At 68.2% G+C, this 24744-nt stretch carries 23 protein-coding genes and 2 tRNA genes; 16 read left to right on the forward strand and 9 right to left on the reverse strand.

What is annotated here, in order from left to right; all coding sequences use genetic code 11:
* The 9 genes from dnaG to LXX_RS04240 all read left to right on the forward strand — a co-directional run bounded on the left by dnaG (position 1) and on the right by LXX_RS04240 (position 10790).
* The gene (dnaG, locus tag LXX_RS04200; RefSeq protein WP_011185747.1) at positions 1-1863 is read left to right on the forward strand and encodes a DNA primase; all 1863 of its coding nucleotides are present in this window, start codon (positions 1-3) and stop codon (positions 1861-1863) included.
* A 202-nt stretch (positions 1864-2065) separates the two neighbouring features.
* A complete protein-coding gene (locus LXX_RS04205) occupies positions 2066-3682 on the forward strand; it encodes an ABC transporter substrate-binding protein (RefSeq protein ID WP_011185748.1) in 1617 nt (538 codons plus the stop codon).
* Between the two features lie 93 nt (positions 3683-3775).
* Positions 3776-4873: an ABC transporter permease gene (locus tag LXX_RS04210; RefSeq protein ID WP_011185749.1), complete on the forward strand. Its 1098-nt coding sequence runs from the start codon at positions 3776-3778 to the stop codon at positions 4871-4873.
* 1 nt (position 4874) lies between these two features.
* Entirely contained in the window at positions 4875-5930 is a 1056-nt protein-coding gene (locus tag LXX_RS04215) for an ABC transporter permease (protein ID WP_041767311.1), read from the forward strand.
* Positions 5927-7615 (forward strand): dipeptide ABC transporter ATP-binding protein, encoded by a 1689-nt coding sequence (locus LXX_RS04220; protein ID WP_011185751.1) that lies wholly within the window; start codon positions 5927-5929, stop codon positions 7613-7615. Before LXX_RS04215 ends, LXX_RS04220 begins: the two co-directional genes overlap by 4 nt.
* 9 nt (positions 7616-7624) lie before the next feature.
* Positions 7625-8470, forward strand: coding sequence for an ATP-binding cassette domain-containing protein (locus LXX_RS04225; RefSeq protein WP_011185752.1), 846 nt, complete (start codon positions 7625-7627; stop codon positions 8468-8470).
* A gap of 31 nt (positions 8471-8501) precedes the next feature.
* Entirely contained in the window at positions 8502-9506 is a 1005-nt protein-coding gene (locus tag LXX_RS04230) for a D-isomer specific 2-hydroxyacid dehydrogenase family protein (protein ID WP_081423085.1), read from the forward strand.
* Between the two features lie 78 nt (positions 9507-9584).
* Positions 9585-9657: transfer RNA gene (locus LXX_RS04235), tRNA-Asn, on the forward strand.
* A 266-nt stretch (positions 9658-9923) separates the two neighbouring features.
* Complete coding sequence (locus LXX_RS04240; RefSeq protein WP_223227717.1) at positions 9924-10790, forward strand: sensor histidine kinase; 867 nt, start codon at positions 9924-9926, stop codon at positions 10788-10790.
* A gap of 18 nt (positions 10791-10808) precedes the next feature.
* Here LXX_RS04240 and def read toward each other — a convergent pair whose 3' ends face one another.
* Positions 10809-11375, reverse strand: coding sequence for a peptide deformylase (gene def, locus LXX_RS04245; protein WP_011185754.1), 567 nt, complete (start codon positions 11373-11375; stop codon positions 10809-10811).
* Between the two features lie 47 nt (positions 11376-11422).
* Between def and LXX_RS04250 the strand changes: the two genes are divergently transcribed.
* The 3 genes from LXX_RS04250 (at position 11423) to LXX_RS04260 (ending at position 13793) form a co-directional block, all read left to right on the forward strand.
* A complete protein-coding gene (locus LXX_RS04250; protein WP_176714822.1) occupies positions 11423-12382 on the forward strand; it encodes a DMT family transporter in 960 nt (319 codons plus the stop codon).
* Positions 12383-12517: 135 nt separating this feature from the next.
* On the forward strand, positions 12518-13729 hold the full coding sequence (locus LXX_RS12615; RefSeq protein ID WP_050737990.1) for a glycosyltransferase: 1212 nt from the start codon (positions 12518-12520) through the stop codon (positions 13727-13729).
* Positions 13720-13793, forward strand: a tRNA-Ile gene (locus LXX_RS04260). Before LXX_RS12615 ends, LXX_RS04260 begins: the two co-directional genes overlap by 10 nt.
* Before the next feature lie 166 nt (positions 13794-13959).
* Here LXX_RS04260 and LXX_RS04265 read toward each other — a convergent pair.
* On the reverse strand, positions 13960-14445 hold the full coding sequence (locus LXX_RS04265) for an NUDIX domain-containing protein (protein WP_011185757.1): 486 nt from the start codon (positions 14443-14445) through the stop codon (positions 13960-13962).
* Between the two features lie 97 nt (positions 14446-14542).
* Between LXX_RS04265 and LXX_RS04270 the strand changes: the two genes are divergently transcribed.
* The 3 genes from LXX_RS04270 to LXX_RS04280 all read left to right on the forward strand — a co-directional run bounded on the left by LXX_RS04270 (position 14543) and on the right by LXX_RS04280 (position 17668).
* On the forward strand, positions 14543-14980 hold the full coding sequence (locus LXX_RS04270; protein WP_223227718.1) for an NUDIX domain-containing protein: 438 nt from the start codon (positions 14543-14545) through the stop codon (positions 14978-14980).
* A 116-nt stretch (positions 14981-15096) separates the two neighbouring features.
* Positions 15097-16758: a bifunctional 3'-5' exonuclease/DNA polymerase gene (locus LXX_RS04275; protein ID WP_041768208.1), complete on the forward strand. Its 1662-nt coding sequence runs from the start codon at positions 15097-15099 to the stop codon at positions 16756-16758.
* A 67-nt stretch (positions 16759-16825) separates the two neighbouring features.
* Positions 16826-17668 carry a DUF1684 domain-containing protein gene (locus tag LXX_RS04280; RefSeq protein WP_041768209.1) on the forward strand — a complete coding sequence of 281 codons (843 nt, stop codon included), beginning with the start codon at positions 16826-16828 and terminating at the stop codon, positions 17666-17668.
* A gap of 12 nt (positions 17669-17680) precedes the next feature.
* Here the strand turns inward: LXX_RS04280 and LXX_RS04285 are convergent, their stop codons facing one another.
* A complete protein-coding gene (locus tag LXX_RS04285) occupies positions 17681-18274 on the reverse strand; it encodes a PadR family transcriptional regulator (protein WP_041767320.1) in 594 nt (197 codons plus the stop codon).
* A gap of 162 nt (positions 18275-18436) precedes the next feature.
* On the opposite strand from LXX_RS04285, the gene LXX_RS04290 reads away from it, so the two are divergent.
* Positions 18437-18940, forward strand: coding sequence for a DUF3145 domain-containing protein (locus tag LXX_RS04290; protein WP_011185762.1), 504 nt, complete (start codon positions 18437-18439; stop codon positions 18938-18940).
* A 444-nt stretch (positions 18941-19384) separates the two neighbouring features.
* Here LXX_RS04290 and LXX_RS04295 read toward each other — a convergent pair whose 3' ends face one another.
* The 6 genes from LXX_RS04295 to LXX_RS04320 are packed head-to-tail and all read right to left on the reverse strand — an operon-like array spanning position 19385 to position 24694.
* Complete coding sequence (locus LXX_RS04295; protein ID WP_011185763.1) at positions 19385-19792, reverse strand: globin; 408 nt, start codon at positions 19790-19792, stop codon at positions 19385-19387.
* 1 nt (position 19793) lies between these two features.
* Positions 19794-20966, reverse strand: coding sequence for a mechanosensitive ion channel family protein (locus LXX_RS04300; protein ID WP_011185764.1), 1173 nt, complete (start codon positions 20964-20966; stop codon positions 19794-19796).
* 44 nt (positions 20967-21010) lie between these two features.
* Entirely contained in the window at positions 21011-21688 is a 678-nt protein-coding gene (locus LXX_RS04305) for a response regulator (protein ID WP_011185765.1), read from the reverse strand.
* Positions 21685-22959: a sensor histidine kinase gene (locus LXX_RS04310; RefSeq protein ID WP_081423086.1), complete on the reverse strand. Its 1275-nt coding sequence runs from the start codon at positions 22957-22959 to the stop codon at positions 21685-21687. Before LXX_RS04310 ends, LXX_RS04305 begins: the two co-directional genes overlap by 4 nt.
* The gene (locus tag LXX_RS04315; RefSeq protein WP_011185767.1) at positions 22956-23786 is read right to left on the reverse strand and encodes an ABC transporter permease subunit; all 831 of its coding nucleotides are present in this window, start codon (positions 23784-23786) and stop codon (positions 22956-22958) included. Before LXX_RS04315 ends, LXX_RS04310 begins: the two co-directional genes overlap by 4 nt.
* Positions 23783-24694, reverse strand: a complete 912-nt coding sequence (locus LXX_RS04320; protein ID WP_011185768.1) for an ATP-binding cassette domain-containing protein — start codon at positions 24692-24694, stop codon at positions 23783-23785. Before LXX_RS04320 ends, LXX_RS04315 begins: the two co-directional genes overlap by 4 nt.
* Positions 24695-24744: the final 50 nt, after the last annotated feature.

The following is a 24744-nucleotide window of genomic DNA, read 5'->3' on the forward strand; positions in this document are numbered from 1 at the left end:
ATGGCCGGCCGGATTCGACAGAGCGACATCGAAGAGGTCAAGGCTCGCACCAATATCGCCGACATCATCGGCGATTACGTCAGCCTGAAACCCGGCGGTGTCGGTTCGCTGAAGGGGCTGTGCCCGTTCCACGATGAGAGGAGCCCCAGCTTCAACGTGCGTCCCGGGGTCGGGCGCTACCACTGCTTCGGCTGCGGCGAGGGCGGGGATGTGTACGAGTTCCTCGTGAAGCTCGACCACGTCTCCTTCGCGGAGGCGGTCGAGCGGCTCGCGGCCCGGATCGGTTTCCAGCTGCACTATGAGGAGGGCAGCGGCGGACCGCGCGAGTCCAGCGGGAACCGTGCGCGCATCCTGGCGGCCAACACGGCCGCCGAAGAGTTCTTCGCTGGGACGCTCGGCGTGCCGGAAGCGGACCCGGGCCGCCGGTTCCTGGGGGAGCGCGGGTTCGATGCGATCGCCGCGCAACGCTTCGGAGTGGGGTACGCACCGAAGAGCTGGGACGAACTGACGAACCATCTGCGCGGCAAGGGCTTCACCCCCGACGAACTGCTCGCGGCCGGGCTCGTCTCGCAGCGCGACCGCGGCGTCTACGACCGGTTCCGCGGCCGTCTGGTCTGGCCGATCCGGGATGTGACCGGCCAGACCATCGGCTTCGGCGCGCGCCGGCTTCTGGAAGACGACAACGGCCCGAAGTACCTGAACACGCCCGAGACACCAGTTTACAAGAAGACCCAGGTGCTGTACGGGCTGGATCTCGCCAAGCGAGACATCGCCCGGGACGATCAGGTAGTGGTGGTTGAGGGGTACACGGATGTGATGGCCTGCCATCTGGCTGGGATCACGACGGCGGTGGCGACGTGCGGCACTGCGTTCGGTGTGGACCACATCAAGACGATCCGCCGTGTGATGGTGGACGACTCCAGTAGCGGGTCGGTGATCTTCACCTTCGACCCGGACGCTGCCGGGCAGAAGGCCGCCGCGCGGGCATTCGGCGAAGAGCGGCGTTTCTCGGCACAGACCTACGTCGCGGTCGGGCCGGATGGACTCGACCCGTGCGATCTGAGGCTCGCGAAAGGCGACGACGCGGTGCGGCGGATGATCGACGGCAAGAAGCCCATGTTCGAGTTCATGATTCGGCAGGTTGTCGAGCGGTACGACCTGGATTCGGTCGAAGGGAGGACGGCGGCGCTCCGAGCGGGCGCGCCGATCGTGGCGACCATCCGCGACCCTGCTTCGCAGAACGGCTATGCGCGGGAACTCGCCCGGCTGTCCGGCGCTGAGCTGGAGGACGCACTCCGCGCGGTCCGCTCCGCGCAGCTCTCCGGCCGCGGCGAGCAGCAGAGCGACCAGTCCGCAGGGATGACGGCCGTGCGGGAGTCCGCTCCAGCAGCGCCTATCGTGGTGGCCGGCACCGCCCCGGCCGACCCGACGCAGCGCACCGAGAGGGAGAGCCTCATGGTGCTTCTCCAGCTGCCCGGGGAGGTCGGCTCCGAGCGCGCGGCCCGGGCGTTGCAGGTGCCGTTCGCGAACCCGACGCACGCGGTCATCCGGGATGCGATGGCCAGCCAGCTCGCGACGCTCGGGCAACCGGGCTGGGTGGACCGCGTTCAGGCCGAAGTGCCGACGGCGTACGCACCGACGGTCAACGCTCTGGCGGTGGGTGTCCTGCACGCGGGGTCCGACCCGGGACGGTACGCCCGGTCTGTTCTGGACGGCCTGATCGACCGCGATCTGCTGCGCGAGAAGGCCGTGCTCACCGCACGGCTGGCGCGGACGGACGCACAGGACGCGGAGCACCGGCGCTCTCTGCAGATCGCCCTGGCGTCGATCGACAGCGAGCGGATGCGCCTCCGCAGCGATTAGCCGATGACGCGGGGGCTTGCCTCCGTGCGCGAATCAGCGCCGTTTGTTGCATAGATGTAAAGATTTCGGCTCAATCGGGCGGCGGAGGAGCGGCAGGTCCGCCTTTCATGCTAGGACAGTGCATACCCGATTCGGCGATGGAGCACTCGTGTGCGTCGTGCCGTCTCGATGACCCCACTCACCAGGAATGAGGTAATCGGATATGAGATCCGCACACAATGGCGGACGGCGGCTGTTCGCCGCGTCGGCCGCTTTCGCAGCCACGGTGCTGCTGCTCGCCGGCTGCTCCGGGAGCGGTAGCGGCGGCGGCACGCTGACCGTCGGGACGACGGACAAAGTCACGTCGATCGACCCGGCCGGCTCCTACGACAACGGCTCGTTCGCCGTTATGAACCAGGTCTATCCCTTCCTGGTGAACACGCCGTACGGCAGCCCGGATGTGAAGCCGGACATCGCCGAGAGCGCTTCGTTCACCTCGCCCACCCAGTACACCGTCAAACTGAAGCCGAACCTGAGATTCGCGAACGGTCACGACCTGACTTCGTCCGACGTGAAGTTCACCTTCGACCGTCAGCTGAAGATCAACGACCCGAACGGTCCGGCCTCGCTGCTGGGCAATTTGGACAGTGTCAGCGCCCCGGACAAGACGACCGTCGTGTTCACGCTGAAGGTCGCGAACGACCAGACCTTCCCCCAGGTGCTTTCGAGCCCGGCCGGTCCGATCGTGGATGAGCAGGTCTTCTCGGCCGACAAGGTCACCCCGGACAGCACCATCGTCAAGGGCCACGCCTTCGCCGGCCAGTACGACATCGCGAACTACGACTTCAACAACCTGATCGCGTACACGGCGAATCCGGACTATCAGGGTCTCCTGGGGAAGCCGGTGACCTCGAAGGTGAACGTGAAGTACTACGCCGAGTCCTCGAACCTGAAGCTGGACATCCAGAAGGACGCCATCGACGTGGCGTTCCGGAGCCTCTCGGCGACCGACATCGACAGCCTGAGCTCAAACAAGAGCGTCAAGGTCGTCAAGGGCCCGGGCGGTGAGACCCGCTACATCGTGTGGAACATCAACACGATGCCGTACGGCGCGACCCAGCCGGCTGCCGACGCCGCGAAGGCCCTGGCCGTGCGCCAGGCGGCCGCCGACCTCATCGACCGGCCGACCATCGCCAAACAGGTCTACAAGAACACCTACACGCCGCTGTACTCGTTCGTCCCCGAGGGCCTGACTGGGGCAACCACCGTGCTGAAGGATCGCTACGGCGATGGCAACGGCGGGCCGAGTCTCGACAAAGCGAAGGCGACCCTGCAAGCGGCAGGAGTCACCACACCGATCACACTGAACCTCCAGTACAACCCCGACCACTACGGCCCGTCTTCCGGCGACGAATACGCTCTCGTCAAGGAGCAGCTGGAGAACGGCGGGCTGTTCACCGTCAACCTGCAGTCGACCGAGTGGGTGCAATACTCCAAGGACCGGGTGAAGGACCTCTACCCGGCCTACCAGCTGGGCTGGTTCCCGGACTACTCCGACGCGGACAACTACCTGTCGCCGTTCTTCACCAAGGACAACTTCCTGGCGAACCACTACGACAGCCCCGAGATACAGCAGCTGATCACCCAGCAGGTGGGCACGGCTGACAAGGTCGAGCGCACCAAGCTCATCGAGGAGATCCAGGCCAAGGCCGGCGCGGACCTCCCCACTCTGCCGCTGCTGCAGGGCGCGCAGGTCGCCGTGGTGGGCAAGGATGTGAAGGGCACCGACAAAACGCTCGACGCCTCGTTCAAGTTCCGCTACGCGGTGCTGTCGAAATAAGACCCCGATCCCGGGCAGCCGGCCCGGGACCCGAGGGGGCGGCCCGCAGTCCCGAGGACCGCCCCCTCCACGAACCACCCACGATTGGCTTCTATGACAACGACGGTCAGAGGACCCGCGGCGCCCACTGCGCCCGGTCCCGAACGCACCCGGAGACGCCGGCGGCCGGGAGGCGGTCTCGGCCGCTATATTCTGATCCGCGCGCTCCTCATCGTCCCGACGATCTTCATCCTCGTCACAGTCGTCTTCTTCCTGATGCGCTCGACGGGCGACCCCCTCACGGCCGCGCTCGGTGGCAAGCTGCCACCCGCACAATTGCAGGAGCGCATCCACCAGGCCGGGTACGACCGGCCCCTCCTCATCCAGTACGTCGAGTACCTCGGGCAGCTGCTGCGCGGAGACTTCGGCACGACGTTCACCGATCACCTGCCGGTCACGCAGGTGCTGCTGACCTACAGCGCGGCGACGCTCGAACTGGCGTTCTACGCCCTCATCGTCGCCTTCGTCGTCGGCATCCCGCTCGGTCTGCTGTCCGCTGCCTTCCGCGACCGGTGGGGAGACGCCTCCCTCCGTGTGTTCGCGATCCTCTGCTACGCCACACCGGTCTTCTTCGCCGGTCTCGTGATGAAGCTCGTCTTCTCGATCTGGCTCGACTGGCTCCCGGTCGCCGGCCGCGCCTCCACTGGCTCCGAGATCGAGATGCAGACACTCGACAGCAAAACGGGCATCTACCTGATCGACGCTCTCCAGACCGGCGATCCGGCGGTCGTGGGCGATGTCCTGCTGCACGCGGTCCTCCCCGCCGTCACGCTGGGCCTGCTGACCGCCGGGATCTTCCTGCGCCTGGTGCGCACGAACGTCATCGGGACGCTGTCCACCGACTACGTGGACGCGGCACGCTCGCGGGGTGTGGGGGAGTACCGGCTTGTGCGCAAGCACGCCTACCGTCCGGCGCTCATCCCGATCATCACCGTGATCGGGCTACAGATTGCGTTGCTGCTGGGCGGAGCGATCCTGACCGAGACGACCTTCGAATGGAAGGGGCTCGGCTTCCAGCTCTCGCACTACCTCCAGGCGCGCGACTTCGTCGCTGTCCAGGGCCTCGTGGTGCTGCTGGCTGTGATCGTCGCCGTCACGAACTTCATTGTCGACATCATCGCGGCGCTCATCGACCCGAGAGTGAGGTATTGAGATGGCCGAGCGAAGACACTCCCGGTGGAGCCGGCTGCCCGTCGTCCGCCAGCTGCGCCAGTCCGTGGGACTGCAGCGCGGGATGCTGGTCGCCGGTCTCGTCCTGACCGGGCTCTTCCTCGTCATCGCCGCGTTCGCACCGGTGATCGCCCCCTACGGCTTCGCTCAGCTGAAAGGGGCCGATGGGCGGCAGTTCGGATCGCAAGAGCCGCCGAGCGTCGCGCACATCTGGGGCACGACCGTCGGCGGATACGATGTGTTCTCGCGGGTGGTCTGGGGCGCCCAGACGGCTGTCGTGGTCATCGTCATTGCCGTCCTTCTGTCGATCTTCGCCGGTGTCATCCTCGGGCTGGTCTCGGGATACTTCGGCGGCTGGGTGGACCGGGTGCTCGTCGTGATCGCGGACGCGATCTACGCGTTCCCCTCGCTGCTCCTCGCGATCGTGATGGCGATCGTCATCTCGGGCGGCCAGTCGAGCCTGTGGGGCGGCATCCTCGCTGCGGCGATCTCGATCACCGTCGTCTACATCCCGCAGTATTTCCGCGTCATCCGTGCGGAGGCCGTGCGGATCAAGGCCGAGGCGTACGTCGAATCGGCCAGGGTGATCGGGGCGAGCGACGTCCGGATCATGTTCCGGCACGTCCTGCGGAACTCGACCCGCACCCTGCCGCTGATCTTCACGCTCAACTCCTCGGAAGCGATCCTGACGCTTGCGGCGCTCGGCTTCCTCGGCTTCGGGATCGAACCGACCGCGGCCGCCGAATGGGGCTACGACCTTAACAAGGCCGTAGCCGATGTCACGAGCGGCATCTGGTGGACGGCGGTCTTCCCCGGCCTCGCAATCGTGCTGGTCGTTCTCGGCATCACACTGGTCGGCGAGAGCCTCAACGATCTGGCCGACCCGCGCCTGCGCGGGCGCCGGCGCGCGGCGGAGGCCTCGGGCGAAGTCGCCGAGACCTCGGTGGTCCCGGGTGGGCCGCTCTCGGCGCCTGGCGGGATCGAGGGACTCGACGGCAGAGAGAGCATCGACCGACACGGAATCGAGGTCAAGCCATGAACGATGTCGTCCAGCTCGACAATCTGCAAGTGACGTTCGCCACCGACGCCGGCCCCGTGAAGGCTGTCGACGGTGTCTCGCTGTCTGTGTCCCCCGGCGAGGTGCTCGCGATCGTCGGCGAGTCCGGCAGCGGCAAGACGGTCACCGCCAAGACGATCCTCGGCCTGCTTCCGGCGACGGCGACGGCTTCGGGCGCGGTGATCCTGCGCAGCAAGGACCGGCAGAGCGAGGCGGCCATCCTCTCGCTGAGCAAGCGGGAGCTGCGGGAGATCCGCGGCACGGACGTTGCGATGGTCTTCCAGGAACCCTCCACCGCTCTTAACCCCGTGTACACCGTGGGCTGGCAGATCGCCGAAGGTCTTCGTGCCCACGGCAAGCTATCGAAGAAGGCCGCGCGGGAGAAGGCGGTCGACATCCTGCGCCGCGTCGGCATCCCGGACCCGGAGAAGCGCGTCAAGCACTACCCGCACCAGTTCTCGGGCGGGCAGAAGCAGCGCATCGTCATCGCCATGGCGATGGTCCTGAACCCGGGGCTGATCGTCGCCGACGAGCCGACAACCGCGCTGGATGTGACCGTGCAAGCCGAAATCCTCGACCTGCTCCGCCGCTGCCGCGACGAATTCGGCGTTGCGATCGTGCTCATCACCCACAGCATGGGTGTGGTGGCCGACCTCGCCGACCGTGTGGCTGTGATGTACCAGGGCAAACTCGTCGAAGAAGCGGATGTGTACACGCTGTTCTCCGCTCCACAAGCCGACTACACACGGAGGCTGCTGGCAGCCGTCCCGACGATCGGGCAGGGCCGCATCGCGACGCAGGAGCGGGCTCGCGCGCGGGCGGAACAGCCCGGGGTGGCGCCGGTGGTGCAAGCGCGCGACCTCCGCGTCCGCTACCCGGGGCGACTCGGCCGACCCGGGTATGTGGCGGTGGACGGTGTGAGTTTCGATATCCGTCCGGGCGAAGTGCTCGGGCTGGTGGGCGAGTCGGGCTCGGGCAAAACGACCATCGGGCGGGCCATCGGCGGGCTGAACCGGGTCACCGGCGGGTCGCTGCAGGTGCTCGGGATCGAGATGAACGGCGTCCGGGAACGGGAGTTCCGCCGGGTCCGCAGCGAGATCGGCTTCGTGTTCCAGGACCCGGCTTCGAGCTTCAACCCGCTGCTGAGCATTGCGGACTGCGTCGCCGAACCGCTCGTCGTCCACGGCAAGGCTTCGTCGCCGGCAGACGCGCGGGCGCGGGTGGACGATCTGCTGGAGGCGGTGCAGCTGCCGCGCGGCTACGGCGACCGGTTCCCGCACGAGCTCTCCGGCGGTCAGCGGCAGCGCGCGAGTCTCGCCCGTGCGCTCGCGCTGGAGCCCGCGCTCCTGATCGCGGACGAGCCGACCTCCGCGCTGGACGTGTCGGTGCAGGCACGCGTCCTGGAGCTGTTCGCCGAGCTGCAGCGCGAATTCGGGTTCGCCTCCCTGTTCATCAGTCACGACTTGGCGGTTGTCGACCTGCTCGCCGACCGGATCGCGGTGCTGCACCGCGGGACACTCGTGGAGGAGGGGACCGGTGACCAGGTGCTGGGCAGCCCGCGCGAGGAGTACACGCAGCGCCTGCTCGCGTCCCTCCCCGTCCCGGACCCGGCCGAACAGGTCGACCGGCGGGCTGCCTTGCAAGCGTTGCGCGGCGGGAGCGCCTAAAGTCGGTCTGTGAGCTCCGAACCCGCTATCGTCGTCAGCGACCTGTCCGTCGAATATCCGGCGCGGGGCGCCAGCGCCTCCTGCGTCGCCCTGCGCGGAGTCGATTTCCGGCTGGAATCGGGTCAGTCCCTCGGCGTCCTGGGAGAGACGGGCTCCGGCAAGAGCACGCTCGCCGCTGTGCTCTCCGGCCACGGACTGCCGCTGAAGTCGTGCGATCCCGGACCCCGGATCGCCGGGGGACAGGCGACCGTCCTCGGTCGCCCTCTCCGGAAAGCGAAGAAGCGGGACATCGCGGAGGTCACCTTCCATGTCGGCTACCTGCCGCAAGACGCCGGGAACACCCTGGAGCCGTCGCTCACCGTGCAGGACAACGTATCGCTGCCGATCCTCGAGCGCGACAGGCATTTCTCGCGCCGCGCAGCGGGGGAGCGAGCGGCGACCACGCTCGACACGGTTCACCTGCCGCTCAGTGTGCTCTCGAAGTACCCCTACGAGCTCAGCTCCGGCCAGCGGCAGCGCGTAGCGCTCGCGCGCGCGCTGGTGCTAGGGCCGCGCATCCTGGTCGCCGACGAGCCAACAGCGGGCATCGACGCGACCGTGCGGGATGCCGTGATCGATCTGCTCGGCCAGCTGCGTGAGCAGGCCGAGTTCACCGCCGTGATCGTCAGCCACGACCTCGCCGTCCTGCGCCGGGCGACGGATGTCTCCCTCGTGCTGCAGGGCGGTCGCCCGGTCGGCTACGGCCCGATCGAGGGGGTGCTCGCCGACCCCGCGCATCCCTTCGTTCAGAGACTGGCCAGGGCGCTCGGCCGGACGCAGCGGCGCACCGAGCGGCGACCGCAGCGCGCGAGCTGACCCACCCCCACCACCGGAAGGACACGCGTCGATGACCGCCGAGCACCCCGCCCAGCACCACGCCGTCCTGGCGGTGGACGCGGTCCCCCTTCCCGTCGGCCACCGTCCCGAGCCGGGCCCGATCGCGGTGCTGCCGACCGCAGAACCGGCCTTCGTCGCTGCTGTGGAGGCCGGGGGCGGCACGGTCGAGCCGCTCTCCGATCGGACACGCGGAGTGGTGTGGCTGTCGAACCGGGATGCGAAGGACTTCCCGCCGGTGCTTGAAGCGCACCCCGGCATCGGCTGGGTGCAGCTGCCGTTCGCGGGCGTCGACGCCTTTGGCGACATCCTGGCGAAGGAGGACCGGTCCCGGCTGATCTGGACGAGCGCAAAGGGCGCCTACGCCCAGCCCGTTGCCGAACACGCTCTCGCACTCACGCTCGTGCTGCTGCGCGTCCTTCCCCAGCGGGTTCGAGCGATGAGTTGGGGCACGGTGCAGGAGGGCACCTCCCTCTACGGCCTGGATGTCGCGATCGTCGGGGCGGGCGGCATCGCGCGCGAGCTCCTGCGGCTGCTCGAACCGTTCGGAGTCCGCGCGACGATCGTCCGGCGCAGCGCCGAACCCGTCCCCGGTTCGGCGGTGACGACCACCGCCGAACGGCTGGTCGAGGTCCTGCCCTCCGCGGATGTGGTGGTCCTCGCGGCCGCGCTCACGGGCGGCACGCGGCGGCTCATCGGCGCCCGGGAGTTCGCCGCGATGAAGAGCACCGCTGTCCTCGTGAACATCGCCCGCGGCGGCCTCGTCGACAGCGATGCGCTCGTGACGGCTCTCCGCACCGGGGCCATCGCCGGAGCCGGGGTCGATGTCACCGACCCCGAGCCGCTGCCGGACGGCCACCCGCTCTGGGCGGAGAAGAACTGCATCGTCACCCCGCACCAGGCCGACACAGCGGAGATGGTCGCTCCACTGCTCGCCGAGCGGATCCGGCTGAACGTCCAAGCGTTCCTCGGCAGCGGCCGCTTCGTTGGCCTGGTCGACCCTGGCGCGGGGTACTGATGGTGACGCGCGCGGAATGCGCCGCCGATTTCTCCCGGTAGCGGAATCCTTGCTAGAGTGGCTTCGCTGACCAAGCATTCCTCGATAGCTCAATTGGCAGAGCAGCCGGCTGTTAACCGGCAGGTTCTTGGTTCGAGTCCAAGTCGGGGACCCTCTCATGCCGAGAGAGGTGTGCAGCCCCTTTCCACGAGCATCAGCACTCACATCCCCCGTGTACACCTCGGAAGAAGAGCCGGCCTTTCTCGCAAGAAGAGCCGCGCGATGCCTCCGGGCTCAGGATGAGCGCTGTCCCCGGCGTTAGCATGGGGCATACCCTGAACCTCACCCGCCGAACCCCGTGGGAGCGGTCGCGCCGTCGGCAGGACGACCCCCACATCCTGCCTGGGCGAACCGCAGCCGGCCTCCGGAAGGACCCGTATGACCCCACCCATGATCGCCATCGCCGCAGCCCTCGGGGCTGGGGCGGTCGTCTTCCTCGCGCTCTGGCTCGCCGAGCGGGTCCGCCGCCGCCGGCTGGCCGCGACACGGGAGGAGTCCGAATGGGACCGCATCGACCGCGAACTCGACCTGGCCGAGCAAAATGGCCGGTTCCGCATCGCCGGTGAACTCGCAGATGTCGCTGTGGCGGCCATTAGCCGGATCGCCAGCCAGGCGGAAGGACTGCGGTATGCCGCCGGCTCCGATCCCGAAGCGACCGCCCTCTCCGCCGGAGCTCTCGAGACGGCCGCGGCGGCCGATCTGCGCCGGCTGCAGGACATCGTCGCGGAGGGTCGCAATGCCGCCCTCCCGAGCCCCGACCTCCACTCGGCGGATGGCCTCTTCCGCGTCCTGCGCGACGCCGGCCTCACGGTCGGCTTCACCGAGAGCGGCAAACCGTTCGAGCTGCGTCCAGGGGCGGAGCTCGCCGTCTTCCGCATCCTGCAAACCAGTCTCGGAAACGCGCTGAAACACGGCGGTCCGGGAACGAAGGCCACGGTCTCGTTCGCGTGGACCGGCGATGGTCTGCAGGTGAGCGTGGACGACGACGGCATCCGGGCCGCAGCGCGCCGCAGCGGACTCGACCGCGACGGTGTCGACCGCGCGACCGCCTACACGATGGAGGACGACCTCCACGCGATCACCGAGCCGCCCGAGGGCGCAGACCTGACCGAGCTGCGAGAGCGAGCGTCGCTGTTCGGCGGCGTGCTCACGGCGAAGACGGTGCCGGGGTTCGGCTTCTCACTGTCCGTCGTGTTTCCGGCGCTGCGCCACCACAACGGGGTTCACGGCGTCCGGCTTCGCTGACCTCCTGGGTCCGCTGGCTCAGTCTTCCAGGTGGTCCCGCCCGGGCAGCCAGCTGAGGCCGGGGACGCCCCACGAGTTCTTCCGCTGCGTCTTCAGCGCCTGCTTGCCGAAGGGATGGCCGAGGCGATCCACGTAGAGCACGCCCTCGAGGTGGTCACACTCGTGCTGGAAGATCCGAGCCAGCCAGCCTTCGGTGCGCACCTCGAACGGCGCACCCTCCAGATCCACCGCCTGCAGAATCACACGCTCGGCGCGCCGAAGCGGGAAACGCTCGCCGGGAAAGGAGAGACAGCCTTCGCACTCCGCGTCCTCATCCAGCGGGCCGGTCTCGAGCGGGCTCTGCCAGAGCACCGGGTTGATCGCGACGCCACGGTGCAGCACCTCGTCGTCGTCCGTCCACCCGTAGACGAACAGGCGCAATGGCACGCCGACCTGGGGGCCGGCCAGACCGACGCCGGGGGCCTCGTCCATCGTGTCGAACATCTCCGCGACAAGCGTTCGCAGTTCGCGGTCGAAGGCGGTCACCTCGTCCGCGCGGGTGTGGAGAACGCGGTCTCCGGTGATCCGGATCGGAAGGACAGCCATGTCAGCAAGACTATCGGCCCACTGTTCGGTAGGGTCGGGGGGTGGGTATGGAACTGATGGACGCGCTCGACTTGGCCTATCAACCCAGCCAGCTCCTGGGCATCCCGGTCGCGCTCATCGGCGCGTGTTTCCTCTCCGTCGGCGCGCAGCTGCAGCATCACGGTGTGGCCAAAGTGGAGGCACAGACGCAGAACGCCGGCGACGGCCTCACTCTCAAGCAGATCGGGCTGCTGCTGGCCCGCCCCTCCTGGGTGATCGGGACGCTGCTGCTGGGACTCGCCATCGTTTTCCAGCTGGTCAGCCTCAAACTTTCACCGCTCATCCTCGTGCAGCCGCTCGGCGTGGTTGGGCTCGTGATCACCAGCGTTCTGAACGCTCGCGTGAGCGGGGTGAAGCTCAACAAGCAGTCGATCATCGCGGTCGGCCTGTGCGTGGGGGGCGTCGGCGCGTTCGTCCTCATCGCAGCGGTCTTCGCGAAGGATCTGCCGGTGACGGGCCAAGCGTTGATCGTCATCCTCATCATCCTGGCCGTCGTGCTCCTCCTGTTCGGGTTCGCGTTCTGGTTCCTGCGGTACCGGTTCAAGGCGATCATGTACATCGTGGGCGCCGGTGTGCTCTACGGTTTCGTCGCCACGCTCGCGAAGGTCGCCATCGACCGCATCTCGAACAGGGAGTGGGACTGGCTGCTCGTCGCCTGCATCGTCGCGCTGCTCGCGGCCGCCGGGCTCGGGGCCTACTTCGTGCAGAACGCCTACTCCTCCGGACCGCCGGACCTCGTGATCGCCGGCCTTACCGTCATCGACCCGATGATTGCCGTCACCATCGGCATCGTCGTCCTGAACGAGACAGCGGGGGCGCCGTGGTGGGCGATGCTCGGATTCGCGATCACCGGCGCGGTCGCCATCTTCGGCGTCTTCCAGCTCGCGCGGCACCATCCGCAGTCGGGCGGCGAAGCGCCTATCCCCGACGCCGCTGCGGCTGGCGTCGGGGAAAGCCGCCTAGAATAGACCCTTGAACCGGCCGGGACCACGAAAGATGGAACGCTCCGGCCATCGCCGAAGACGCCCTCCCGGCCCACGACCCAAGGAACCACAACCGTGCCTGAACCGAGCGGACCGCCTCCCCAGCCGCTGACCATCGTCATGGGCTGCGATACCTTTTCCCCGGATGTCAACGGCGCCGCCCGCTTCGCCGAGCGCCTGGCCGCCGGGCTGGTCGAGCGCGGTCACGACGTCCACATCGTCGCCCCCGCGGCCTCCCGCCGCCACGGGACCTGGGTGGAGGAGCACGTCGGCCGCAAACTGACCGCCCATCGGCTGCGCAGCTGGCGCTGGTACCCGCACGACTGGCTGCGCTTCGCTCTGCCCTGGACCAGCAAGGCCAATGCGCGGCGCGTGCTGGACGAAGTGAAACCCGATGTCGTGCATCTGCAATCGCACATCGTCATCGGCCGTGGGCTCGCCTATGAGGCGCAGAAGCGCGGTATCCGCATCGTCGCCACCAACCATGTCATGCCCGAGAACATCATCGAGTTCACTCGCCTGCCGACGTTCCTGCACCACACGTTCGTCTCGCTGGCGTGGAAGGACGCCCGCAAAAGCTTCGACCGCGCTGAGTCGATCACGACCCCGACCCGCCGCGCCGCCGAGTTCCTCGAAAAGGCGACGGGGCTGCGCGGCGTCCACGCGATCTCCTGCGGAATCGACGCCCATAACTACACTCCCGATTTCGCACCGCGCACGGCCAACCGCATCCTCTTCGTCGGCCGGGTGACCGGCGAGAAGCAGATCGACGTGCTGCTCAAAGCGGTGAAGCTCCTGCCCGATGCCCTCGACACGAAGCTCGAGATTGTCGGCGGCGGCGACCAGTTCAAGAATCTGCAAGCCCTCGCGGAGACCCTCGGCATCGCCGATCGGGTCGCTTTCCTCGGTTATGTCACCGATGAGGAACTGCGGGCGGCTTACACGCGAGCCACCGTTTTCGCCATGCCTTCGATCGCCGAGCTCCAGTCCATCGCGACAATGGAAGCGATGGCCTCCGGGCTTCCCGTCGTCGCCGCCGACGCGATGGCGCTCCCGCATCTGGTGCATGACGGCGAAAACGGCCACCTGTTCCGCCCCGGCGATGCGCAAGATCTCGCCGACAAGCTGGCGAGCGTCCTCACCCTCCCGCAGGAAGAGCTCGACGAGCTGAAGAACGCCTCCCTGCGCATCGTGGCCTCCCACGACGTCCAAACGACGATCAGCACCTTCGAAAGCCTGTATCGTGGAGAGCCGGTGGCCGACCCGGTGACGGAGACGGCCTCCGAACCCGCTGCGCGGAGCGATCCGAAAGCGGCGGGCACGGGGCGGTAGCTCAGCTGGTCAGAGCATCGGACTCATAATCCGCCGGTCACGGGTTCAAATCCCGTCCGCCCTACCGTCCAGTGATGCACTGGGAGGCCAGAGTTCGCGGACCGGCGCTGGGACGCCTGTCCTCGCGCTCCACGGCTTCCTCCTGGTTAGAGGATGTTCGGCCATCGGGTTCAGAGGCGGAGATCACACCAGGCATGGCAGCCGGTCATTGGCTTTATCCGTCTCGTCATTTACGAGGACGGCGTTAGCCGGTCCGCGTCGCCACCCGTCCTCAGCAGCGCGTCGAGCACCGGCCGCTGCCCCCTCGCGAGCTTGAGGCGGGCGTCTTCGACAGGGTGCCATCCTGCGGCATCCACCTCGGCGAACCGCTGGACACGTCCCGAGCGCGGCGGCCACTCGAGTTCGAACGTGTCGCTGTGGATCTCGACCGGGTCGAACGCGGCCTCGGCCGCGAACACGACGATCGTCTTGCCGGAGGTCTTGAACTCGCCGAGCCGTTCATAGTCTGCCTCCGGCGCAGGTGAGCCCATCTCCTCGGCGAACTCCCGCCGGGCCGCTGCCAGATCGTCTTCACCGTCTTCGACAAGGCCTTTCGGGATGGTCCAGCCGCCCTCGTCCTTCTGCGCCCAGAACGGCCCGCCCATGTGGGCGATCCACACCTCGACACTGGTCTCGCCCCGCCGATAGAGCAGGATTCCGGCGCTGCGGACCGCCATCAGCGCCACCTTCCGAGAAGGTTGCGGCGGTGTTCGATCGTCATGTCGACACCCTATGCCGACTAATGTGGGGAAGGTGAACTTCGGCGATGGGTGGGTGGAAGGCCCGAACGGCGAGCGGTTCTGGGGCCGGTTCGGCGCCGCCGGGTTGCTGGTTCACGACGCCCGCCGAGGGGTGCTTCTGCAACACCGGGCCGAGTGGAGCCACTTCGGCGGAACCTGGGGCTTGCCGGGAGGAGCGCGGCACGAGGGGGAGTCCGCCGTGGAGGGAGCCCTGCGCGAAGCCGCAGAGGAGACTGCTGTTCCAGCGGATGCCCTTGAACTGCTGTTCACCTGTGTGCTGGATCTCGGTTTCTGGTCGTACACCACGGTCGTGGCTGAGGTCGTGCGCCCGTTCGAGGCGCGGATAGCGGACGTCGAAAGCATCGAACTGCGCTGGGCGCCGCTCGCCGAGGTGGCCGAGCTGCCCTTGCATCCCCGGTTCGGCGCAGCGTGGCCAGAGCTCCACGCACGGCTGATGGCGCTGACCGGCTGAGCCCTCAGGAGACCGGACTCGCCCGGACGGCGGGGCCGGCAACGCCGTGCGCCGAATTCCTCTCCGTGAACGTCGGCGGTCCAGCCGATGTCGGCGGCACCCGTGAGAATGAGAGAATGCACATCATCCTCGACCGGTCATCCGATGGCTTGGTCGCCGCGATGCCGGAGGACGGCCCGGCCGAGCGGCTCGACACCGGCGGTCTGAGGGAGTTCGTCCGGCTCCACGAACGGGGGGATGACCACCCGCGCTGGGTCTGGAGCGAAACGCGCGCCTGGTATCCTGCGCTGCTCGCCGCCGGCGTCCGCGTCGAACGCTGCGCCGATCTGCGGCTGAGTCACGTCATCCTCCGCCACAGCGCACTGAGCGCGGCCTCAGCGATCGCGACCGCCCCACCTGGGCCGTGGGATGCCACGATCGAAGCCGAGGAGCCGCCGTCCGCCGCGCACACCGCGCTCTTCGAGCTGGACCAGCCCACCCCTCGGGAGCCACCATCCGCCGCCGAGTTCGCCGCCCAGCAGGATGCCGTGGCCGCCTCCGCCAATCCCGGACGCCTGCGTCTGCTGCTGGCCGCCGAGTCCGTCGGCGCACTGATCGCGGCGGAGATGCGCTTCGCCGGCCTGCCCTACAGCGCTGAGCGGCACGACGCCCTTCTGACCGATCTGCTCGGACCTCGCCCCGCCTATGGCGGGCCCGTGGTGCTCGAGGACCTGGCCGCGCAGATCCGGGCCGCCCTCGACTCGCCCGACCTCAACCCCGACAGCCCGCCCGCGCTGCTGCGGGCTCTGCAACGCGCGGGTCTCCGTGTGAGCTCCACCAGTTCCTGGGAGCTCCGTGAGCTCGACCACCCAGTCATCGAGCCGCTACTGCACTATAAGAAGCTCGCCAGGCTGCTGACAGCGAACGGCTGGTCCTGGCTCGAATCCTGGGTGCAGGATGGCCGGTTCCGGCCCGACTATGTTCCGGGCGGGGTGGTGACGGGACGCTGGGCGACGCGCGGTGGCAGCGCCCTCCAACTGCCGAAGCAATTACGCGGCGCCGTGGTCGCCGATCCCGGCTGGAAGCTGGTCGTCGCCGACGCCGCACAACTTGAACCACGCATCCTGACCGGCCTCGCGCAGGATCAGAGGATGGCCGCCGCCGGCCGCGGGCAGGACCTGTACACGGGCATCGTCTCCGCGGGTGCGGTGACCGAGCGCGCACAGGCCAAGGTCGCGATGCTTGGTGCGATGTACGGCGCGACGACGGGGGAGAGCGGCCGGTTGATGCCGCGCCTCGCCCGGGCCTTCCCGCGAGCCGTGCGGCTCGTAGAAGAAGCTGCACGGGCGGGGGAGAGAGGCGAAGCCGTTACTTCCCACCTGGGTCGCAGTTCGCCGCGACCGGGCGGCTCCTGGCAGGAGACGCAGTCGGCTGCCAGCACGGCCGAGTCGACTCCCGCCGACGAACGCCGCGCACGCGCGCAGGCTCGCGACTGGGGCCGCTTCACGCGCAACTTCGTGGTGCAGGCGAGCGCGGCCGAGTGGGCGCTGTGCTGGATGGCCGAGCTGCGGAACCGCCTGACCGCGCTCGCGCCCGGACGGCCGCTGACCGAAGCGCCCCACCTCGTCTACTTCTTGCACGACGAAGTCATCGTTCATACGCCGGACGCTCTCGCTGAAGCAGTGGGCGAAGCCGTGTCGGCCGCCGCTGCTCGGGCCGGCACCCTGCTCTTCGGCGGTTTTCCCGTCGAGTTCCCCGTCACCGCGGCCGTGGTCGACAGCTACGCGGAGGCCAAATGACGCCGCGACCGGAATTCGCGAGTGTCGGTGGCGGTGGCACTCCGCGATCGGCCCGAAGATGGAGACCATGACCGACACCGCCCCCGCTTCCGATCCCCGCGATACCCTGGCCCGCTACCGTCGGCGCCGCGAGCAGGCCGTCGTCGCGCCGAAGGGCAACCTGGCACTGGTGAACACGCAGTGGATCACCGGCGCGCCCGGCGGCGAGCAGACGATCTGGGGCGTTCCAGGACGGTGGGCTCCGCTGCCGGCCGGGCACTCCGGTCTCAGGGTCACCGCCGCGGCCGCCGACGGCATCACGGTGGACGGCGCACTCGTCGACGGCTCGGCGATCGTGCGCGGAAAAGACGACCCGAACCCCTCAGAGATCGTCTTCAGTGACACGGTCACCGGGTTCGTGATCGCCAGCGAAACGGGGGAGTATGCGCTGCGGGTGTGGGACGCGAACTCCGAGGCGATCCGGGATTTCGGTTCCATCGACGCCTTCCCCTTCAACACCGAGTGGATCGTCCAAGCGGCGTTCCGCCCGATCGAGGGCGGCAAGATCGTCGGCTTCGAGCACCTCAAAGACGACGGCGCGACGCGCGATATGGTGATCCCCGGCGAGATCGCCTTCGCCAAATACGGCGTCGATTACAGCCTCGCCGCCTTCCAGGCGGGACGCGCCCTCCAGCTCGTCTTCGCCGACAGCACCAATGGCGACAGCACATACGCCGTCGGCCGTTTCCTCTTCGTCGCGCCGAACTCCGACGGAACCGTTACGCTCGACTTCAACCTGGCGGTGCTGCCGCCCTGCGCGTTCAGCTACAACTTCAACTGCCCGCTGCCACCGGCGCAGAACCGGTTCGCGGTGCCGATCGAGGCGGGGGAGAAGAACGTCCTGAACAAGGCTGGCGGACTGCTGCACTGACAATCCGGGCGCTTACCGCAGGGCTGCTGGGAACGATCGCTCCGCGGTGGCAGCGGAGGGCCGGCGTCCCCGCCGTGGGCGCTCCGGGCTGCGCGGCTGGACAAGCGCGTCCGGGTGTGCGGCCAGCGTGGCCGCGACTTCGTCCAGCCAGGCGAGGGCGGCCTTCGCGCCCAGTTCCGCCGCCCGATTCGCCGTGAGGAGCGCGCGCGAGTCGGCATCATGGCTCAGTCCGCGGATGCGTTCGGCGAGCACCGCCCGGTAGCCGCCCACCACGGCCGCTGGTTTCGCACCGGCGATGGAGGAGGCGATGAGCACTTGGTCCTGCATCTCCTCCCAGTCCGGCCGCGCATTGAGGGACCCTCCGGTCAGCCAGGTATGGGCTTGGGCGCTGCCTGCGTCCGTCAGGGCGTAGAGCGGAAGACCGTCTTCTGTCTTCCCGTCCGGCCGGACGAGACCCTGGCGCACCATCCGCTCGAGGGTCGAGTACACCTGCCCGGCGTTCAGCTGGCGGCGATGAGCCGCGCGGAGCAGGAACTCACTCTGGAGCTGCGAGCCGTAGGCGGGGCCCTGGGTCAGGATCGCGAGAAAGCCGAACTGCACCGACATACTCGGTATGTTATTCGCTTTCCACAGCGTCGGTGGGATCGCCGAAACACATTCTTGTAACTCGCCTGCGTTTTCCGGCACAATGGGCGTAGCCAACTTCATACCTGTCATGGCTCCCGTTCCTGGTCGTAGGGGAAGACGCACCGACGAACGGAGGAAATCATGACAGCTCGTGCATCCCGAGGAATTCTTTACGTGCATTCCTCTCCCAGTGCGCTCTGCCCCCATATCGAATGGGCGGTGGGTCGCTCTCTCGGTCGTGCCGTCAATTTCACCTGGGAGCAGCAACCGGTGTTGAAGGGCAGCCAGCGGACCGAGTTCTTCTGGGATGGCCCCTCCGGAACAGGCGCGCTTCTCGCGACGGCGCTCCGAGGCTGGGAACACCTCCGCTACGAGGTGACCGAGGATGCCGGTCTCGGCGCCGACGGTGGACGCTGGATGCACACGCCCGATCTCGGCGTCTTCTTCGCTCAGACCGATACGGCAGGCAATACCGTCGTCCCCGAAGACCGAGTCCGCTCTGCGATGGAGATCGCCGGCAGCAACCCGCTCGAGCTGCACCGCGAACTGCGGCTGGCGCTCGGGCAGGCGTGGGACGACGAGCTAGAGCCTTTCCGGCACGCGCACGACGATACCTCCGTCATCTGGCTGCACAAAGTGGGCTGACGCAAAACTCCCGCGGCGGGCCCGGCACACGCCGCCCGCTTGCGGTGAACGAAGGGTCCGTCAGGAGAACGGTGTGTGAGGTTCGGTCTGATCCGAGAGGAGACGGCTGTGGCTGATACGACCGAGCTGTTGGATGACGGGACTTTTGACCCTGTGACCGGGGAGATCATGACCCCACCGGCGGTGGCCGGGCACGCTGGGTAATGAGAGAGAAGCCCGCGCTCAACGCGTTCGCGACCACCCTCGCCGGACAGCTCGCAAGAACCGCCACTCATGAAAACCGCCGGACCCCCCACACCGTTCTTCTGACAGTCCCCATGCTTGGGCAGGATCCCCTTTGTTTCCCGTCACATCGCGGGATGTCGTGCCGATTGCCCTCCCCTTCCAGCGTGCCGGAACCGGCGAGTCCGTCGCCGGCGACGAGGCAGCCGGGTGCCGCGGGGTCTACTCCTCGAAGGTGTTGACCATGGCGAACGCCGCGCGCTCCAGATAGCTCCAGAGGGTCTCCTCCTGGAGCGGCGGAAGGGCAAGTTCGAGGACGGCGGCGCGCATGTTCATGAGCCAGCGGTCGCGTGCGTCAGGATTCACCCGGAAGGGCAGATGGCGCATCCGCAGACGCGGATGGCCGCGTTGTTCGCTGTATGCGGCGGGACCGCCCCAGTACTGCTCCAGAAACAGTGTCAGTCGTTCGGCGGCCGGTTCGAGATCCTCCTCCGGATACATCGGCCTCAGCACCGGGTCGGCGGCGACGCCGCGGTAGAACGCATCGACCAGACGGCGGAAGGTGTCGTGACCGCCGGCCTGCTCGAAGAACGTCGGGCCGGCAGGCGGCCCGACGGGGATGCCAGTCATATCACTCCGTGGGATGGTCGGTTCCGGGGCCGGACGGGGGAGCCTGCGGTGCGCGCGGTGGGATGGCGGGCTTGTCGGCGGGTTTCGGTGTAGCCGGTTTCGCGGCTGGCGGATTCTCGGCTGCTGGCCGGATGCGGATCGCGCCCGGGTCCGGCACCGATCCTGCCCCGCGTTTGGCGGCTGCGCGAGACTTCCGCCCCTTGAGCGGCGGGGGCTGGACAGTCGGGGTCGGCCGCGTTCTGGGCGGCTTGGCGCCGTCGACGCTGCCCGCTCCGTCGAACCCGCTCAGCACGACGGCGGAGAGCGACGGCAGTTTGACGCCGAGTTCGTCCACAGCACGCTTCAGCCGCGAGCGAAGCTCTCTCGAGACATCGTCTTTCGCGGTGGTGCGTGTCTTGAGCACGATGCGGACCACCATCGCGTCGGCGGAGATCGACTCCAGCCCCCAGAGCTCGGGCTTATCGAGAACGCGGGAGCGCCAGCGCGGGCTGGCCGTCAGGGCGGTCGCCGCTTCCATCAGTTTGCTCTGCACCGCTTCGATATCCGTGTCGTAAGGCACTGCGACATCCACGATCACGCGCGACCAGCCCTGCGACATGTTGCCCACGCGCAGGATCTCGCCGTTCCGGACGAACCAGAGGGTGCCGTTAACATCGCGCACCTGTGTGATGCGGACGCCGACCGCCTCGACCACGCCGGTGGCGCTTCCGAGGTCGACCACATCTCCGACGCCGAGCTGATCCTCCATGACCATGAACAGGCCGTTCAGCACGTCCTTGACGATGTTCTGCGCCCCGAAACCGAGGCCGGCGCCGATCGCGGCGGTGAGGAGGGCGAAAGAGGTGAGGATTTCGGAGGCGAAGACCTGCACGACCAGGATGATGGTGACGATCCCGATGGTGACGTTCACGATGTTGCTGAGCACCGAACCCAGGGTCCGAGTCCGCTGGACGAGCCGCACGGTGGCCAGCGGCGACGCCACGAGAGCCTGCGTGTCGGTGACGTTCTGGCCCTTCTTCACCCCGCTCACGATCTGCTTGACGACACGGCGGATCACCACGCGAAGCACCCAGCTGAGCAGGAACGCACCGACGACGATCAGCACAGCGTGCAGGATGTTCCCGCCGGCAGCAGCGGCCCAGTTTCCCAATTCCGTCCAGAGATTCTCACTCATACCCGAAGAATCCTAGTCGCCTCCGCTGTGACGCTCGCTGGGTCTCAGCAGTCGATGAGACCGTTGTCATACGCGAAGATCACGGCATGCACACGGTCGCGCAGGTGCAGTTTCGACAGCACACGCCCGACATGCGTCTTCACGGTCGACTCGGTCAGGTGGAATGTCGCGCCGATCTCGCCATTGGTCAGCCCGTCCGCGATCGCCAGCAAGATCTCGCGCTCCCGGGGTGTGAGGGCCGCTGCTGGGTCGCCGCCGGGCGCGGCGCTCTCCGTCGTCGTGGGCAGCCGGTCGGCGAACAGCTCCAGCATGGCCCGGGTCACGCGGCCGGAGACGGCCGCGTCGCCCGCGGCCACGGCGCGGATCGCCGCCGTCAAATCGTCTGGCCGGGCGTCTTTCAGGAGGAAACCGCTCGCGCCGGCGCGCAGTCCGCCGAAGGCGTACTCGTCGAGGTCGAAGGTCGTCAGAATGATGATCCGCGCTTCCGGGTTGGCAGCCACGATGCGCCGTGTGGCCTCGATCCCGTCCAGCGCGGGCATCCGCACATCCATCAGGATGACATCGGGCCGGGTCTCCACGGCCAGCCGCACCGCCTCGACGCCGTCGATGGCCTCACCGACGACGCAGAGGCCGGGTTCCGCCTCCAGCACCATGCGGAAACCCAGGCGCACCAGCGCCTGGTCGTCGGCGAGCAGGATGCGCAGCGGGCGCTGATCGGTCACGGAGCTGTCTCCTCGGTGCGGGGTCGTACGGGAATGGTGTCGAAGCTCGCGCTGAGACGCCAGCCCCCGCCCCGGCGGGGGCCGGCCTCCAGAGTGCCGCCGTAGAGCGCGACGCGCTCGCGGAGGCCGAGTAGTCCGCTGCCCGAGCCGCGGCCGTCGCTGTCGTGGACCGTCGCATCGTCCTCGATGGTGATGCGGATGCGGTCGCCGATGTCGATGACCACCGTCACGGAGGTGGCCAGCGACGCATAGCGCAGCGCATTCGTGAGCGCTTCCTGCACGATGCGGAAGACGGTCAGCTGCTGTCCGGTGTCTTCGGGCGGTGTTCCGGTGATCGTGATCCGGACCGGCAGCCCCGCGGCCCGGAACCGCTCGACCAGCTCGTTCAGCTCACTTACACCGGGCTGCGGCTCGATGGCGTCATCCTCGTCGCTATCAGTCCGGAGCACACCGAGCAGGCGGCGCATATCGGCGAGCGCGCTGCGGCCGGTCTCCGCGACCATCCGCATCGTCTCCGCTGAGCGTGCGGGGGCCTTGTCCGCGAGCCTTGCCGAGCCGTCCGCGAGAGCGATCATGACCGTCAGGCTGTGCGAGACGATGTCGTGCATCTCCCGGGCGATGCGGCTGCGTTCGGCGGCGGTCGCGGTCTCCGCCTGCTGGTCGCGCTCGTGCGCGAGCTGGCGCGCCCGGTCGATGAGCGCGTCCAGATAGCGCCTGCGGTTGCCGACGTTGCTGCCGATGAGTACGGCGACCAGGCAGACCGCGAGGACGAAGAAGGCGGAGGGTGTCGCATCCGCTGCCAGCGGGATGTAGAAGACGAGAGCGTTGGCCAGGAGGGAGGTCGTGGTGAGCGACAGGAGGGTGATGGCTGCGGTGATGGCGTAGCCGATCCACGCCGAGCGCACCGACCGGAAAACCGCGAGCGCGTACAGCGCGAACACCGCCGGGACGAAGCCCACGTCCCGCCCCAGGAAGACGCTGAGGCCGAGCGCTGTGGCCGCGATGGCGAACACGGCGCGGGGACGCTGACGGCGCGCGATCAGGGCGCAGCCCACGATTGCGGCCAGGGCGAAGCGCAGGGCGAGCGGCCAGCTCGGGTTCGCGATCATCGCGACGGCGCCGATCGTCAGCGCGGGGACGAGGTAGACCGCGGCGACGAAGGCATCGACCGCGATCGGGTGCGCCGCGAGGGAGCGTCGCACGGCCCCGGGCGGCCTCGGGAGTTCGAGGCCGCCCGGGGCCGTGTCCTCGGCGGGCACGGGCTGGGTCACGCGTCGCGACGTTGGAGGAGGAGAGCGCCGCCGGCGAAGGAGACGGCCGTCCAGACGAGGACGGTGACAGCGTTCGCCCACGGTTCGAGGGCATCGTTGGCGAGGCCCGCCATACCGCTCCCCGCGTTGCTGATCAGGTAGTGCTGCGCGTCGGTGAGCCACTTGGCGTCCGGGAGGAGACCGACGACGATGCTGGCTATGATCGGTAGCACGAACAGGGCACCGACCGCCGCTGCGATCCCGCCGCCGCTGGCTTTGAGGATCGTTCCGAGCCCCATGGAGAACACGGCGACGAGCCCCAGGTAAACAGCCGCGCCGAGGATCGACCAGAGCGTCGAACCGGCGAACAGGTCCGCCTGGTAGCCCTTGGCCGACATCACCACAGCGGCGATCGCCCAGGAGGCGGCGAAGCTCACCAGGCCGACGATGAACGAGACCAGGAACAGCGTGATCGCCTTGGCGGCGATCGTCGGGAAGCGGCGGGGCACGGCTGCGAACGACGACCGGATCATCCCGGTGGAGAACTCGCCGCTGATGACGAGCACGCCGAGCACGGCGACGACGAGCTGTGCGAATGTGAGGCCTGTGGTCGCCGCCGCCGAGACGAAACCGTCGAGCCGTGTGCCCGGCAACTGCTGGCGCAGCGTCTCGGCGGACGGGATCGTGACGCTTAGGAGCGCCGAGAACCCGATGACGATGACGATGACGCTGGCCAGGGTCCAGAACGTGGAGCGGAGGGAGCGCAGTTTGATCCACTCCGAGCCGATCACGCGCGGGAAGCTTAGACGGCCGAGCGAGGAGTGGACGGGTGCGGTGGTGGTGGTCATCGGGAGATCTCCGAGTGGTATTCGACCTCGTCCTGCGTGAGTTCGAGGTACGCCTCCTCCAGGGAGGCGCTGATGGGGGTGAGTTCGTGGAGCACGACGCCGGTGGCGGCGGCCAGGTCGCCGATCTGGGCGGACGAGAGGCCGGTGACCTCGATGAGCTGAGCTTCAACTCCCGTGATCGTGACGTCCGGCGCGGCGATTGCGTGTGCGAGCTGGTCGACCTGCGGCGTGCGCACGCGGACCGCGTTGCGAGTCGCTCCGGCGAGGATATCGCCGACCGGGGCGTCGGCCAGGATGCGGCCACGGCCGAGGACGATGATGTGATCGGCCGTCTGCGCCATCTCGCTCATGAGGTGCGAGGAAAGGAACACCGTCCGGCCCTGCCCGGCGAGGTGCCGTGCGAACTGGCGCACCCAGAGCACTCCCTCCGGGTCGAGGCCGTTGACCGGCTCGTCGAGGATGAGCGTCGCCGGATCGCCGAGCATCGCGGCGGCGATGCCGAGGCGCTGCCCCATCCCGAGCGAGAATCCGCCGACGCGCTTGCCCGCCACGGACTCCAGACCGGTGAGGCCGACCACCTCCTCCACGCGGCGCTTCGGGATGCCGTGGGTCGCGGCCAGCGCGAGCAGGTGATTGTAGGCGGTGCGGTCGGTGTGTACGGCTTTCGCATCGAGCAGCGCGCCGACCTCGGTCAGCGGTGAGCGCAACTCCGCGTACCGTTTGCCGTTGATGGTGGCAGCGCCCTTGGTGGGGCGGTCGAGGCCCATGATCATGCGCATGGTCGTAGACTTTCCGGCACCGTTCGGACCGAGGAAGCCCGTGACCTTGCCGGGCTGGATGGTCGCCGTGATGTCGTCGACGGCCGTCTTCTGGTCGAACGTCTTGGTGAGGCGGTCGAGATGGATCATGTGTCCAACCTACGGACAGCGGACGAGCGCGTCATCAGCCCTGGGTACGA

Origin of the sequence: Leifsonia xyli subsp. xyli str. CTCB07 (assembly GCF_000007665.1) — a bacterium.
Classification (GTDB): Bacteria; Actinomycetota; Actinomycetes; order Actinomycetales; family Microbacteriaceae; genus Leifsonia; species Leifsonia xyli_C.

Excerpts from the sequence above, each read along its gene's own strand:
- def (WP_011185754.1), bottom strand. The coding sequence starts at position 11,375 with ATGGCTGTCCTTCCGATCCGGATCACCGGAGACCGCGTTCTCCACACC.
- LXX_RS04215 (WP_041767311.1), top strand. The coding sequence starts at position 4,875 with ATGGCCGAGCGAAGACACTCCCGGTGGAGCCGGCTGCCCGTCGTCCGC.
- LXX_RS04205 (WP_011185748.1), top strand. The coding sequence starts at position 2,066 with ATGAGATCCGCACACAATGGCGGACGGCGGCTGTTCGCCGCGTCGGCC.
- LXX_RS04210 (WP_011185749.1), top strand. The coding sequence starts at position 3,776 with ATGACAACGACGGTCAGAGGACCCGCGGCGCCCACTGCGCCCGGTCCC.
- LXX_RS04285 (WP_041767320.1), bottom strand. The coding sequence starts at position 18,274 with ATGTCGGTGCAGTTCGGCTTTCTCGCGATCCTGACCCAGGGCCCCGCC.
- LXX_RS04240 (WP_223227717.1), top strand. The coding sequence starts at position 9,924 with ATGACCCCACCCATGATCGCCATCGCCGCAGCCCTCGGGGCTGGGGCG.
- LXX_RS04315 (WP_011185767.1), bottom strand. The coding sequence starts at position 23,786 with ATGACCACCACCACCGCACCCGTCCACTCCTCGCTCGGCCGTCTAAGC.
- LXX_RS04290 (WP_011185762.1), top strand. The coding sequence starts at position 18,437 with ATGACAGCTCGTGCATCCCGAGGAATTCTTTACGTGCATTCCTCTCCC.
- LXX_RS04295 (WP_011185763.1), bottom strand. The coding sequence starts at position 19,792 with ATGACTGGCATCCCCGTCGGGCCGCCTGCCGGCCCGACGTTCTTCGAG.
- LXX_RS04265 (WP_011185757.1), bottom strand. The coding sequence starts at position 14,445 with ATGGCGGTCCGCAGCGCCGGAATCCTGCTCTATCGGCGGGGCGAGACC.
- LXX_RS04320 (WP_011185768.1), bottom strand. The coding sequence starts at position 24,694 with ATGATCCATCTCGACCGCCTCACCAAGACGTTCGACCAGAAGACGGCC.
- LXX_RS04280 (WP_041768209.1), top strand. The coding sequence starts at position 16,826 with ATGACCGACACCGCCCCCGCTTCCGATCCCCGCGATACCCTGGCCCGC.
- LXX_RS04250 (WP_176714822.1), top strand. The coding sequence starts at position 11,423 with ATGGAACTGATGGACGCGCTCGACTTGGCCTATCAACCCAGCCAGCTC.
- LXX_RS04300 (WP_011185764.1), bottom strand. The coding sequence starts at position 20,966 with ATGAGTGAGAATCTCTGGACGGAATTGGGAAACTGGGCCGCTGCTGCC.
- LXX_RS04230 (WP_081423085.1), top strand. The coding sequence starts at position 8,502 with ATGACCGCCGAGCACCCCGCCCAGCACCACGCCGTCCTGGCGGTGGAC.
- LXX_RS12615 (WP_050737990.1), top strand. The coding sequence starts at position 12,518 with ATGGGCTGCGATACCTTTTCCCCGGATGTCAACGGCGCCGCCCGCTTC.
- LXX_RS04220 (WP_011185751.1), top strand. The coding sequence starts at position 5,927 with ATGAACGATGTCGTCCAGCTCGACAATCTGCAAGTGACGTTCGCCACC.
- dnaG (WP_011185747.1), top strand. The coding sequence starts at position 1 with ATGGCCGGCCGGATTCGACAGAGCGACATCGAAGAGGTCAAGGCTCGC.
- LXX_RS04275 (WP_041768208.1), top strand. The coding sequence starts at position 15,097 with ATGCACATCATCCTCGACCGGTCATCCGATGGCTTGGTCGCCGCGATG.